Annotated in this window: 13 protein-coding genes and 3 tRNA genes; 7 read left to right on the top strand and 9 right to left on the bottom strand. The window is 75.6% G+C overall.

The window, feature by feature from the left end:
• Both G5C62_RS21690 and G5C62_RS21685 read right to left on the bottom strand, forming a co-directional pair.
• A partial coding sequence (locus tag G5C62_RS21690; RefSeq protein ID WP_164702645.1) for a 4-hydroxybenzoate 3-monooxygenase occupies nt 1-768 on the bottom strand: 768 nt, incomplete at its 3' end.
• 62 nt (nt 769-830) lie between these two features.
• Entirely contained in the window at nt 831-1,607 is a 777-nt protein-coding gene (locus G5C62_RS21685) for an IclR family transcriptional regulator (RefSeq protein ID WP_164702644.1), read from the bottom strand.
• A gap of 69 nt (nt 1,608-1,676) precedes the next feature.
• Between G5C62_RS21685 and pcaH the strand changes: the two genes are divergently transcribed.
• The 5 genes from pcaH to pcaC are packed head-to-tail and all read left to right on the top strand — an operon-like array spanning nt 1,677 to nt 5,700.
• Complete coding sequence (gene pcaH, locus G5C62_RS21680; RefSeq protein ID WP_164702643.1) at nt 1,677-2,444, top strand: protocatechuate 3,4-dioxygenase subunit beta; 768 nt, start codon at nt 1,677-1,679, stop codon at nt 2,442-2,444.
• Nucleotides 2,441-3,121 (top strand): protocatechuate 3,4-dioxygenase subunit alpha, encoded by a 681-nt coding sequence (gene pcaG / locus G5C62_RS21675; protein ID WP_164702642.1) that lies wholly within the window; start codon nt 2,441-2,443, stop codon nt 3,119-3,121. The genes pcaH and pcaG overlap by 4 nt, the downstream gene beginning before the upstream one ends.
• Before the next feature lie 37 nt (nt 3,122-3,158).
• Nucleotides 3,159-4,520 (top strand): lyase family protein, encoded by a 1,362-nt coding sequence (locus tag G5C62_RS21670; protein WP_164702641.1) that lies wholly within the window; start codon nt 3,159-3,161, stop codon nt 4,518-4,520.
• Nucleotides 4,517-5,293: a 3-oxoadipate enol-lactonase gene (pcaD, locus tag G5C62_RS21665; RefSeq protein WP_164702640.1), complete on the top strand. Its 777-nt coding sequence runs from the start codon at nt 4,517-4,519 to the stop codon at nt 5,291-5,293. The genes G5C62_RS21670 and pcaD overlap by 4 nt, the downstream gene beginning before the upstream one ends.
• Nucleotides 5,290-5,700 (top strand): 4-carboxymuconolactone decarboxylase, encoded by a 411-nt coding sequence (gene pcaC / locus G5C62_RS21660; protein WP_164702639.1) that lies wholly within the window; start codon nt 5,290-5,292, stop codon nt 5,698-5,700. Before pcaD ends, pcaC begins: the two co-directional genes overlap by 4 nt.
• A gap of 72 nt (nt 5,701-5,772) precedes the next feature.
• Here pcaC and G5C62_RS21655 read toward each other — a convergent pair whose 3' ends face one another.
• Nucleotides 5,773-7,131 carry a hypothetical protein gene (locus G5C62_RS21655; RefSeq protein ID WP_164702638.1) on the bottom strand — a complete coding sequence of 453 codons (1,359 nt, stop codon included), beginning with the start codon at nt 7,129-7,131 and terminating at the stop codon, nt 5,773-5,775.
• A gap of 336 nt (nt 7,132-7,467) precedes the next feature.
• On the opposite strand from G5C62_RS21655, the gene G5C62_RS21650 reads away from it, so the two are divergent.
• Nucleotides 7,468-8,520, top strand: a complete 1,053-nt coding sequence (locus tag G5C62_RS21650) for a glycosyltransferase (protein ID WP_164702637.1) — start codon at nt 7,468-7,470, stop codon at nt 8,518-8,520.
• A gap of 9 nt (nt 8,521-8,529) precedes the next feature.
• Here G5C62_RS21650 and G5C62_RS21645 read toward each other — a convergent pair whose 3' ends face one another.
• The 5 genes from G5C62_RS21645 to G5C62_RS21625 all read right to left on the bottom strand — a co-directional run bounded on the left by G5C62_RS21645 (nt 8,530) and on the right by G5C62_RS21625 (nt 11,169).
• Nucleotides 8,530-10,017 (bottom strand): cell wall metabolism sensor histidine kinase WalK, encoded by a 1,488-nt coding sequence (locus G5C62_RS21645; protein ID WP_164702636.1) that lies wholly within the window; start codon nt 10,015-10,017, stop codon nt 8,530-8,532.
• A 16-nt stretch (nt 10,018-10,033) separates the two neighbouring features.
• Nucleotides 10,034-10,774: a response regulator transcription factor gene (locus G5C62_RS21640; RefSeq protein WP_164702635.1), complete on the bottom strand. Its 741-nt coding sequence runs from the start codon at nt 10,772-10,774 to the stop codon at nt 10,034-10,036.
• Nucleotides 10,775-10,885: 111 nt separating this feature from the next.
• A tRNA-Phe gene (locus G5C62_RS21635) sits at nt 10,886-10,959 on the bottom strand.
• A 23-nt stretch (nt 10,960-10,982) separates the two neighbouring features.
• Nucleotides 10,983-11,059, bottom strand: a tRNA-Asp gene (locus tag G5C62_RS21630).
• Between the two features lie 37 nt (nt 11,060-11,096).
• Nucleotides 11,097-11,169, bottom strand: a tRNA-Glu gene (locus G5C62_RS21625).
• A gap of 118 nt (nt 11,170-11,287) precedes the next feature.
• Between G5C62_RS21625 and G5C62_RS21620 the strand changes: the two genes are divergently transcribed.
• Nucleotides 11,288-11,935, top strand: coding sequence for a hypothetical protein (locus G5C62_RS21620; protein WP_164702634.1), 648 nt, complete (start codon nt 11,288-11,290; stop codon nt 11,933-11,935).
• A 15-nt stretch (nt 11,936-11,950) separates the two neighbouring features.
• On the opposite strand, the gene G5C62_RS21615 is transcribed toward G5C62_RS21620, so the two are convergent.
• Entirely contained in the window at nt 11,951-12,277 is a 327-nt protein-coding gene (locus G5C62_RS21615; RefSeq protein WP_164702633.1) for a hypothetical protein, read from the bottom strand.
• Nucleotides 12,278-12,411: the final 134 nt, after the last annotated feature.

The raw sequence follows: 12,411 nt of genomic DNA, 5'->3' as shown, positions 1-12,411 counted from the left end.
CTCCAGCTCCCAGCCGTCGAGGGCGAACCGGGTGGACAGGTTGTCCCAGATCCGGTCGTCGGACCAGTCCTCGATCTTCTCGTCCGGGTCGACCTGCAGGTAGAGCCGCGACACCGACGGCGAGCGCATCGACAGCAGCGCGAAGCCGTCGGGGTGCCAGGCGTAGACGAGCTCGTCCTCCGACGGGGCGACGTCGGCCAGGATGCCCAGCCAGGCGTAGGGGTAGGTGCGCTCCCACAGTCGGCCGGAGGTGCCGGCGGTGACCACCGGGCGGGAGACGCCGTGGAAGCCGTCGGTGCCGGCGATGACGTCGCACTCGAGCACCTGGGGCACGCCGTCGGCGTCGGTGAACCGGATGCGGGGGCTGTCGGTGTCGACGTCCTCGGGGGTGACGTCGGAGACCTCGAACAGCAGCGGCGGGCCGTCGTCGAGCTGGGCGGCGATGAGGTCCTTGGTCACCTCGGTCTGGCCGTAGACCCACACCTTGCGGCCGCACAACTCGGGGAAGTCCAGGTGGTGCCGGGTGCCGGGGTACTGCAGGAAGATGCCGTCGTGCGGCAGACCCTCGCGCAGCAGCCGGTCGCCCATGCCGGCGTCGATCAGCGTGGAGACGGTGTGCTGCTCCAGGATCCCGGCCCGGATCCGGGCCTCGACGTAGTCGCGGGACCGGTTCTCCAGGACGACGGTGTCGATGCCCTGCAGCTGCAGGAGCCGGGACAGCAGCAGCCCCGCCGGGCCGGCTCCGATGATCCCCACCTGGGTGCGCATCGCCCGAGTGTGACCCCGGCCGCCGACCTCGGGCGACCTCCCCCTCCCGCTGGGCGGAAGGATCAGCGGAACTGCTCGGTGCGCGCCAGGGCCCGGCCGATGCCGCGGGCGGCCACCTGCAGCACCGGGGCCAGCCGGGCGACGTCGCGACGGTGGGCCGGGACGACGATGCCCAGCGCGGCGACCACCATCGGCCCGGCCAGCCGCTCCACGGTCACCGGGACGGCGACCGACGCCGCGCCCAGGCTCATCTCCTCCGCGGTGCGGGCCCAGCCGCGGCGGCGTACCTCGGCCAGCTCCCGGCTCAGCAGCCCGGCGTCGACGACGGTGTGCCGGGTCTCCCGGGTCGGCTGCCGGAGCACCTGCTCCAGGACGTCGTCCGGTGCGGAGGCCAGCAGCACCTTCCCCACCCCGGTGGCGTGCAGCGGCAGCCGGCTGCCGACCTGGCTGACCACGGGCACCGACTCCCGGCCGGAGATCCGCTCGACGTAGAGCGCCTTGGTGCCCTCGCGCACCGCGAGGTGCACCGTGTCGCGGGTGGCGGTGTGCACGTCGAGCAGGAACGGCGAGGCGACCTGGCGCAGCTCCAGGTCGACCGGGGCGAGCAGCCCGAGGTCCCAGAGCTTGCGGCCGATCTCGTACCGGCCGTCGCTGCGGCGGACCAGGGCGCCCCAGGCGGCCAGTTCGGCGAGCAGCCGGTGGGTCGTGGTCAGCGGGGTGCCCGACCGCTCGGCGACCTCGGAGAGGCTGAGCCGGGGGTGGGCGGCGTCGAAGGCGTCCAGGACGCCGAGCGCACGGGAGGTCACCGACCGGCCGGTCGCGGCAGCACCACCGGCCATGGCGTCCTTCTTTCTGCTCAGCGGAAGACGTTGCTTGGGCAGCGTAGTGCCGGGTCGTACGGTCCCGGCATGACCGGGACCACATCTCGCGAGCCGCGACCGGCGTCGGACAGCGCCCTCGTGCTGCCCCGCTACCTCCGGGAGCCCGCCGACCGGCGCACCCCGGTCGCCTACGCCGGTTACAAGAGCACGGGGGTCCGTGCGCCGCTGCGCACGCCGGTCGACCTGCCGCACCGGCTGACCGAGGTCACCGGCCCGGTGCTGGGCGAGGACATGGTCACCGCCGCCGACGCCGACCTGACGCTGCGCCAGGGCGGCGAGGCCCAGGGCCAGCGGATCATCGTCTACGGCCGGGTGCTCGACAGCGACGGCCGCCCGGTGCCGCACGCACTGGTGGAGATCTGGCAGGCCAACGCCGCGGGCCGCTACCGGCACGTGGTCGACAACTGGCCGGCCCCGCTGGACCCGCACTTCGACGGGCTCGGCCGGGTGGTGACCGACGACCTGGGGCGCTACGAGTTCACCACCATCAAGCCCGGTGCCTACCCGTGGGGCAACCACCACAACGCCTGGCGGCCGGCGCACATCCACTTCAGCCTCTTCGGCCAGGCGTTCACCCAGCGGCTGGTCACCCAGATGTACTTCCCGGACGACCCGCTGTTCGGGCAGGACCCGATCTTCAACTCCATGCCGACGACGGCGCGGCACCGGGCGGTCAGCCGGTTCGACCTGGAGCGCAGCCAGCCCAACTGGGCGCTGGCGTTCCAGTGGGACATCGTGCTGCGCGGTCGCGAGCAGACCCCCTTCGAGACCGATGACGACGGAGATGTCGCGTGAGCGCCGACCGACTGTCCCCCCTGGTGCTGGCCGCCGACGAGACCAACGACCGCCGGCAGGGGACGCCGCGACGCGGCACCGGCTTCCTGACCGAGCCCTTCCGGCTGGGCACCACCCCGAGCTCCACCGTCGGGCCGTACCTGGCGATCGGGCTGACCTGGGCCGACGGCCCGGACGTCGTCGCCGAGGGCACCCCGGGCGCCATCTGGCTGCGCGGCCGGGTCTTCGACGGCAACGGCGACCTGGTGCCCGACGGCATGATCGAGACCTGGCAGGCCGACCCGGACGGCCGCTTCGCCCACCCCGACGACCCGCGCGGTGCCGTCACCACCCCCGGCTTCCGCGGGCTGGGGCGGTCGCACACGGTCCCCGGCGGTGAGTACGCCGTCCGCACGCTCAAGCCCGGCCGGGTGCCCGACGGCGAGGGCGGGCTGCAGGCGCCGCACGTCGACGTCTCGGTCTTCGCCCGTGGCCTGCTCGACCGGCTCGTCACCCGGATCTACTTCGCCGACGAGGCCGCCGCCAACGCCGAGGACGCCGTGCTGCGCAGCCTGCCGGACGACGCCTCCCGCGCCACGCTGATCGCCCAGCCCAGCGCGGACGGCTACGCGCTCGACATCCACCTGCAGGGCTGCACGGCCAAGGGCATGGACGAGACCGTCTTCTTCGCGGTGTGAGCGCCGGCCACGCGGGGGCACCCGCCAGGATGGGCGCGTGATCCTCGACGCGACCTTCGCCCGTGGCCCGGTCTCCGCCGGCACCTCCGGGGACGCCTGGCTGGTGGCCCTGCTGGAGGTGGAGGGCGCGCTGGCCCGCGCCGCCGCCCGGGTCGGCCTGGTGGCCGGCACGGCCGCGGACGAGGTGAGCCGGGTGTGCGCCGACCCGGCCGCCCTGGACCTCGCGGCGGTGTACGCCCGGGCCGGGGACGCCGGCAACCCGGTGCCCCCGCTGGTCCGGGCGCTGCAGGACGCCGTCGGCCCGCACGCCGCCCGCGCCGTGCACGTCGGCGCCACCAGTCAGGACGTCGTGGACACCGCGGCGGTGCTGCTGGCCCGCCGCGGCCTGCAGCTGATCGATGCCGACCTCGCCGCGGCCGCCGAGGCCTGCGCACGTCTTGCCGGGGCGCACCGGGACGACGTGCTGATGGGCCGCACCCTGCTGCAGCAGGCGCTGCCGATCACCGCCGGCCTCAAGGTCGCCACCTGGCTCGCCGGGCTGGACGGCGTGCGCGCCCGGATCGCCGCGGTGACGGCGGCGCTGCCGGTGCAGTACGGCGGGGCGGTGGGCACGCTGGCCGCCAGCTCCGGCTCCGGGGTGGACCTGCGCCGGGAGCTGGCCACCGAGCTCGGGCTGGTCGCCACCGAGGTGCCCTGGTTCACCGTGCGGCTGCCGATCGCCGACGTCGCCGGCGTGCTCGGTGCGGCGGCCGGGGTGGTGGCCACGATCGCCCTGGACGTCGTCCTGCTGGCCCAGACCGAGGTCGCCGAGGCGGCCGAGGTGGCCGAGGGCCGCGGCGGCTCCTCGGCGATGCCGCACAAGAACAACCCGGTGGCCGCGGTCTCCGCCCGGGCCTGCGCCCGCCGCGCCCCCGGGCTGGTCGCCACCCTCCTCGCCGCGATGGAGCAGGAGCACGAGCGCGGCGCGGGCACCTGGCACGCGGAGTGGCCGACGCTCACCGACCTGCTCGGCACGGTCGGCTCGGCGGCGTCCTGGCTGGCCGAGTGCCTGGCCTCGCTGCAGCTGGACCCGGAGCGGATGGCGCGGACGGTGGCCGCGGCCGGCGACCCCCAGCTGGCCGGTGCGCTGGCCGAGGCGCTCGCCCCGGCCCTGGGCGCGGGCCCCGCGCACGACGCCGCGGCCGCCGCGGTCCGGGAGGCGGCCGCGGCCGGTCGCCCGCTGGCCGACCTCGTGGCCGAGCGCACCGACGTCGACGGCGCCGCGCTGGTCGCCGACGGCAGCCCGGACGTCGGTGAGGCCGGCGCCCAGGTGGACGCCGCCCTCGCCGCCCACACCATCGCGCTCCAGTCCGACCCCACCGCATCCGTCGTCACCGCAGGAGAAGGAGGACCGGCATGACCGCCGTCGAGGTGCACTCCGTCGTCGAGGGCCCGGCCGGTGCGCCGGTGCTGCTGCTGTCCAACTCCCTGGGCTCGGACCTGTCCATGTGGAACCCGCAGGTGCCGGCGCTGACCGAGCACTTCCGGGTGGTCCGGTACGACACCCGCGGGCACGGCCGCTCGCCGTCGGTGCCCGGCGAGGCCACGATCGACGACCTCGCCGACGACGTCGTCGCGCTGCTGGACCGGCTCGGGGTGGACCGGGCGCACGTCGCCGGCGTCTCCATCGGCGGGATGACCGGCCTGCGGCTGGCGGTGCGTGACCCGCAGCGGGTGCTGACCCTGGCGGTGCTGTGCAGCTCGGCGCACACCGGCAACCCGGACAGCTGGGCGGACCGGGCGCGCACCGTGCGCGCCGAGGGCACCGGGGCGATCGCCGAGCCGGTGGTCAGCCGGTGGCTCACCCCGCCGTACGCCGCCGCCCACCCCGACCTGGTCGCCCGGCTGCGGGCGATGATCACGGCCGCCGACGACGAGGGTTACGCCGGCTGCTGCGCCGCGATCGCGGGGATGGACCAGCGCCCCGACCTGCACCGGATCACCGCGCCGACGCTGGTGGTCTCCGGAGCCGAGGACCAGGCGGTGCCGCCGGAGCACCAGCAGCTGATCGCCGACGGCGTCCCCGGCGCCCAGTTGCTCACCCTCAGCCCGGCCGCGCACCTGGCCAACCTGGAACAGCCCGAGCAGGTCAGCCGGGCCCTCATCGCACACGCCATCGGAGGCACGCCGTGACCGGACCGACGGGACCGCTGGAGACCGACGAGCAGCGCCGCGCCGCGGGGATGCGGGTGCGCCGGGAGGTGCTCGGCGATGCCCACGTCGACCGGGCGGTCGCCGCGGTGACCCCGTTCACCGCCGACTTCCAGGACTTCATCACCCGCGTCGCCTGGGGCGACCTGTGGCAGCGGCCCGGTCTGGAGCGCCGCGAGCGCAGCATGCTGACCCTGGCCATCACCGCGGCGCTGCGGCACTGGGACGAGTTCGCGCTGCACGTCAAGGCCGCGGTGCACAACGGGCTGACCGACGAGGAGATCGCCGAGGTGTGCCTGCACACCGCGGTCTACGCCGGGGTGCCGGCGGCCAACCACGCCCTGGCCGTCGCCAAGCCGATCCTGGCAGAGCTCCGCGCCCAGGGCTGAGGCCGCTCCGGGGCTGGGGCCGCTCCTGGCCTGGGGCCGCTCCGGGGCGGGGGCCGCTCGGGCCCGGGGCGGTCAGCCGGCGGGGACGGTGACCGGCACGGTCGCGCGGCCGTCGCCGAGGTCGACGGTGGCGCCGTCGGGGAAGGTCGCGGAGCCCGCGACGACGACGGTCCCCTCGGTGAGGTCGGCGGGCACGTCGAAGGCGGTGATCACCCGCGTCGGGGAGTCGTCCAGGTCCTGCGCCCGGAGCGTCGTCCCGTCCGGCAGGCGCAGCGACAGCAGCCCCGGTGGCACCGCACCGGGCGCGGAGTCCGGCAGCGCCATGGTGACGTCGAGCAGCAGCAGCGCGCGGCTCGGGCCGGCCGGTCGCTCGTCCCGGACGAACCACTCGAGCCGGCCGCCGCGCACCGCGATCGTGACCGGCAGGGACGCCGAGACCCGGCCGGGTGCGCTCAGCGTCGCCGGCAGCTGCCGGGAGGTGTCCACGTCGGCCTCCCGGGAGGTGCGGGCCAGCACCTGCAGGTTGTCCGGGCCGGGTGCGCCGGTGAGCAGGGACAGTCGCTGCTCGACCCCGGCGTCGGTGACCACCAGGTCGGCGACGGCGGTGTCGGTGGGCACCGACAGCAGCGCCTCCACCGTGGTTCCGGGGCCGGTCAGCGCCGGGGGTACGGGGACCGGCTGCCGGTCGCCGACCTGGTAGGTGATCGTGGGCGGGGTGGGGGAGCGGCCCTCGCCCTGCTCGACCACGTACCGCACGGCGAGGAACTGCTCACCGTCGGCCGGCCGCAGGGCGGCGTCCCCGGTGCCCACCCGGTCGGGCTGCGCCAGGCCGGTGACGGTGACCGCCGCGGCCGGGCCGGAGAGCCGGGCCGGGCCCGCCGGCTCGCGGTAGGTGACGTCGGGGAAGGGCCCCATCGCGGTGTGGCCGGGCGCCGCCTGGGGCACGGCCGGCGCGGTCAGACCGCCGGTGCCCCGCGGGGGCTCGCCGCCGTCGGGCCGCCGGAGCAGCTCGCGATCGGTCAGCGGCTCCGGGGCGGGGTCGGCGGGCAGCGCGGCCACCGACAGCCGCACGTCGCCCCCGGCCGGGGTGCCGGTCAGCGGGAACCGGAGCCAGCTGGCGTCGTCCTGTCCGTCGACGAACAGCGCCGGGCCGCAGAGCAGGTCCGGGCGCACCTCGGAGCCGGCAGCGTCGGCCAGCTGGAACCAGCAGCGGCTCTGTGCGCTCTGGACCCCCTGCCGGGCCGCCACGTGGTCGGTGAAGACGCGGTCGGCCTCGGCGAGGACCGCGCCGGGGTCGGTGACGTAGCGGCCGCCGTAGGTGAACGGGTCCTCGCGCAGCAGCGCGAACAGGCCGGCGCCGCCCAGCAGCACGACGAGCAGGGCAGCGCTGAGGATCGTCCCGACCGGCCGGGGACGGCGGCGTCCGGTCACCGGCGGCTCGGCGGCGGCCGGGTCGGACGCGGGGGGACCGGGGCGCTCCTCGCCGTCTCCGCCCACTCGTCCTCCGGCCTCTCGGTGTCCCACGGCGGCCCGGGGAGCGGCCGACCGGGAACGCTAACCGACCGGACGGGGCGACCGCACGCACCGCCACCGGAACGGGGAAACGGGTCGGGTGGCCGCCGGTCACCCGGACGGAGGAGCGACGTCTTGCCTCTCGGTTCGGCGGCAGATACACCGGGTAGGGACGATCCGCTGACAGACCCCCACCCGTCGAGGAGCACCGCACCTGCCGCGTCGGAGTGCCCGACCGCAGGAGGCTACGACCGCGTGACCACAGTGCCCGAGGAGACGGCCCGCCCGCTGCGGGTGGCGACCGTGCCGTACGCCGGTGCGTACCTGGACGCCGTGCTGCCCGAGACCATCGTCCGCGTGGGACCGGCCGGCTCGCCCAGCCCGTGGTTGGACGTCCGTCACCTCACCGCGCACGCCGGCGAGGTCGACGTCCTGCACCTGCACGGCGGGTACGACCACCTGACCGTGGCCGAGATGGAGGCCTGGACGGCGGCGGTCCGGCGCACCGGCGTGCCGCTGGTCGTCACCGTGCACCACCTGGACGCCCTCGAGGGAGCCGACACCGGCACCCACCCCGAGTCCGCCCGCGCCCGGCACCGCGCGCACCTGCGGGCGCTGCTGGGCACCGCCGAGGTCGTGCTCACCCTGACCCGCGGCGCCGCCGACGAGATCGCCGACCGCTACGGCCGGACGGCGATCGTCGTCGCCCACCCCTCCCTGGCCGGCCCGACCCCGGACGTCGGGCGGGAGACCCGGCTGGTCGGGCTGCACCTGGGGCGGCTGGGCGCCGACGTGCCCGAGGCCGAGGAGCTGGTCCGGGCCGCGCTGTCCGGTGCGGTCTCCGGCGGCGGCCGGCTGCGGGTCGACGTGCACCCCGACGTCGACCTCGTCGCGGGGCTGCCGGGGCTGCTGGCGCTCGCCGACGCCGGTGAGCTGGAACTGGTGCGCAGCTGGCCCGACGACCCGGCCGCCTGGGTCCGCCACCTGCAGGAGCTGCACGTGTCGGTGCTGCCCCGCCGTACGGGCACCCACTCGGGCTGGGTGGAGCTGTGCCGCGACGCCGGCACCCGCGTCGTCGTGCCCGGCGGTGGCCAGCACGCCCAGCAGTGGTCCGACGTCGTCGTGTACGGCAACGACCCGCGCCAGGGCCTGGACGCCGCGTCGCTCAACTCGGCCGTGGTCGCGGCGCTCACCCGGCCGGCGCCGGCCCGGGTGGACCGTGCCTGGCGGGCCGAGCAGCGCGTCGCCGTGCAGCGGGTGCACGCCCAGGTGTACGAGCAGGTCGCCGCCGACGTCCCGGTGCGCTGAGGCGGCGGGTCAGCCGGCCTGGGTGGCGTGCGGCAACCGCACGGTGAACGCGGTGCGCCCCGGGGTGCTGGCCAGCTCCACGCTGCCGCCGTGCGCGGTGACGACGGCGTGCACGATCGCCAGCCCCAGCCCGGTGCTCCCGGCCGAGCGGGACCGGGAGGCGTCACCGCGGGCGAACCGCTCGAAGACGTGCCCCTGGAGCCCGGCGGGCACCCCCGGTCCGTCGTCGAGGACCTGCAGGACCGCCTTGTCCCCCTCGGTCCGCAATGAGGTGGTGACGGTCGTCCCCTCGGGCGTGTGGCTGCGGGCGTTGCCCAGCAGGTTGACCAGCACCTGGTGCAGTCGGGCGGCGTCGCCACGCACCACGACCGGGGTGTCGGGGAGGTCGAGCTGCCAGTGGTGGCCCGGGCCGGCGACGTGGGCGTCGCTGACCGCGTCGACGGCCAGGGCGGTGAGGTCGACCTCCTCGGAGGCGAGCTCCCGGCCGGCGTCGAGCCGGGCCAGCAGCAGCAGTTCCTCGACAAGGGCCGACATGCGCAGCGCCTCGGACTCCACCCGGTTCATCGCGTGGCCGACGTCCCCGGCGACCTCGCTGTGCTGCCGCCGGACCAGCTCGGCGTAGCCGCGGATGGAGGCCAGCGGGGTGCGCAGCTCGTGGCTGGCGTCGGCGACGAACTGCCGCACCCGGGTCTCGGACTCCTGGCGAGCGGCGAGCGAGCCCTCGACGTGGTCGAGCATCCGGTTCAGCGCCGCCCCGACCTGACCGACCTCGGTGCCCGGGTCGGTGTCCCCGGGCACCACCCGCTCGGCCAGCTGCACCTCGCCGCTGGCCAGCGGCAGCTCGGAGACGCGGGTCGCCGTCGCCGCCACCCGGTCCAGCGGCGCCAGGGTGCGACGGATGACCAGCACGGCGGTGCCCGCAGCGGCGAGCAGGGCGGCCAGCCCCGCCAGCAGCTCGACGGCGATCAGGTTGCGGACGGCGTCGGAGGCGCCGCTCAACGGCAGGCCGTTCACCAGCACCTCGCCGTTCGCGGCGGTGATGGCCACCAGCCGGTACTCGCCGAGGGCACCGCCGAGGTCCCGGGTCACCGGCTCGCCGTCGGTGGGCAGCTCGGCCAGCACCCCCTCCTGGGCGGCAGTCAACTGCACCGTCTGGCCGCGCCCGCCCAGCACCCCGGAGTCGGCGACCGCCCCGTCGATGATCGTGGCGCCGAGGGTGTCCTCGCCCTGACCCCGGGCGCCCAGGCCGCCGGGTCCGCCGAGGTCGTCGGGCCCGGGCCCGGGCCCGCGCGGGCCGTCGTCGGGGTCGGCGGCGTAGTCCCGCGAGCGTTCGGCGACCGCCGCCAACCGGGTGTCGACCTGGCCGCCCAGCTCCGAGCGCAGCGCGGTCACCGAGACGACGCCGACCAGGGTGAGCACCAGCACCAGCGGGACGACGAAGGCGACGAGCAGCCGGGTGCGCAGCGAGCGGCGGGACCGGGGGAGACCGGCGGTCACCGGGAGGGGGCAGACGTCATGCGGCGGGCTTGATCACGTACCCGGCGCCCCGGAGGGTGTGGATCATCGGCGGGCGGCCCGCGTCGATCTTGCGCCGCAGGTAGGAGATGTAGAGCTCGACGATGTTGCCCTGGCCGCCGAAGTCGTACTGCCAGACCCGGTCGAGGATCTGCGCCTTGGACAGCACCCGCTTGGGGTTGCGCATCAGGTAGCGGAGCAGCTCGAACTCGGTGGCGGTCAGCCGGACGTCCTCCCCGGCCCGGGTCACCTCGTGGCTCTCCTCGTCCAGGGTCAGGTCGCCGACGACCAGCAGGCCGTCGTCGGCCACGACCCGGCTGGTGCGGCGCAGCAGGCCGCGCAGCCGGGCGGCGACCTCCTCCAGGCTGAAGGGCTTGGTGACGTAGTCGTCCCCGCCGGCGGTGAGCCCGGCGATCCGGTCCTCCAGGGCGTCCTTGGCGGTCAGGAAGACCACCGGGACCAGCGGGGTGTCCGCGCGCAGCCGGCGCAGCACCTCCAGGCCGTCCATGTCCGGGAGCATGACGTCCAGGACGACGGCGTCCGGGCGGAACTCGCGGGCGTCGCGGACCGCGGCGGTGCCGTCGGGGGCGGTGCGGACGTCCCAGCCCTCGTAGCGCAGCGCCAGGGACAGCAGTTCACAGATCGAGGGCTCGTCGTCGACGACCAGCACCCGCAGGGCGCTGCCGTCCGGCCGGGTGAGCTGGGCGCGGGAGCTGGACGCGGGGGAGGTGGTCGTCATGGTGTGACTGTGCGTCCTGGACCTGAGAGCTCCCTGTGCGCAGGGCAGGAACTCGCTGGACGTCTGCCCAGCGGCGAGGAGCGCGGCCGGGCAGACGGGGATGAGGTGAGGTGGGCAGGGGCGGGGTCGAACCGCCGACCTCTCACTTTTCAGGCGAGCGCTCGTACCAACTGAGCTACCTGCCCCTCCCGGTGTACTGGACACCGGGTGGCGACCCTGACGGGACTCGAACCCGCGACCTCCGCCGTGACAGGGCGGCGCGCTAACCAACTGCGCTACAGGGCCTTGCTGTGGTGCATGAACTGCTGTGCTGCATGGTGCGTGCCCCCAACGGGGTTCGAACCCGTGCTACCGCCTTGAAAGGGCGGCGTCCTGGACCGCTAGACGATGGGGGCTCGTGGTCGCTGGAGGCAGTGAGAACCATACATGGCCCAGGGTGGGTACTCGCACCGGGGGGCCACCGGCGCGCGTGGCGTCCGTACCGGCAGCGTCCGCCGTGTCAGCATCCACCCCGTGCCGATCCGTCGTTCCACTCGGGTGACCCGCTCCGCCGGGCTCGCCGTCGCCCTCCTGCTGGTGGCCGGTTGTGCCGCCCAGCCCGGCACCGACAGCACCGCGTCGACTGGTGATGCGTCGTCCAGCGCGGCACCGGAGGCCAGGGGGACCACCGAGCCGACCGCGACCGCGACCACGGTGGAGGCGGAGAGCCCGGCGCCGGAGTTCCCCGCGGACACCTCGGCCGACACTGCCGAGCCGGTCGACCCGGAGGGGCTCACGGTGACCGAGGTCCGTGCCGCCCAGCACGAGGGGTACGAGCGGGTGGTGTTCGAGCTCGCCGGCAGCGGCACGCCCGGGTGGCGGGTCGAGTACGTCGACGCGCCGTCGTCCCAGGGGTCCGGGGACGCCGTCGACGTCCCGGGGTCGGCATACCTCCAGGTGACGCTGCAGGGCACGAGCTACCCGTACGAGACCGGCGCCGAGGAGGTCGCCCGGGGACCGGTGTCGGTCTCCGGCACCGACACCGTGCAGGGCGTGGTCTACGACGCCACCTTCGAGGGCACCTCGGTCGCCTGGATCGGCACCAGCGCCGAGGTCCCGTTCCGGGTCTCCGCGCTGTCCGACCCCACCCGGCTGGTGGTGGAGGTCGCCGACGCCGGCTGAGCCCGGGGAGGCGGCTCAGCCCAGGGAGGCGCTGAGCTCCACCGAGCCGGAGTCCACCGTCGTGCAGGTCAGCGACAGCGGCCCGGCGGAGACGCTCTCGCCCTCGGCGCAGGTGACGCTGGTGTTGCCGACGGTGACGGTCGCCCGGCCGTCCTCGGTGCCACCGTAGGAGAGCTCGGTGCCCAGGATCGTGGCCTCGGCGCCGTCGCCGCTGAGCGTCGCGGTGCACTCGTTGCCCGAGCAGGCGACGCTGTACGAACTGCAGGCCGTGAGCGGGGCGAGCAGCAGCATCCCGGCGGCCGCGCCGGCCGCCAGGCGGGCGGACCGGTCCATGATCGACATGCGGGCAGCCTAGATGACCTATTCCAAGGGGTAGGCGCCTTCGATGGCGTTCCCGGGGGAACGTTGGCAAGCCGTGCGTCTTGACCGCGTTCCCGCGGGAACGTCTGGTGAGTGGGCTCGGCGTGGTGTGACCA

Source organism: Modestobacter sp. KNN46-3, from assembly GCF_011039295.1.
The sequence above is the reverse complement of the archived record's forward strand: the minus strand, read 5'-3'. Positions and strand labels throughout refer to the sequence as shown.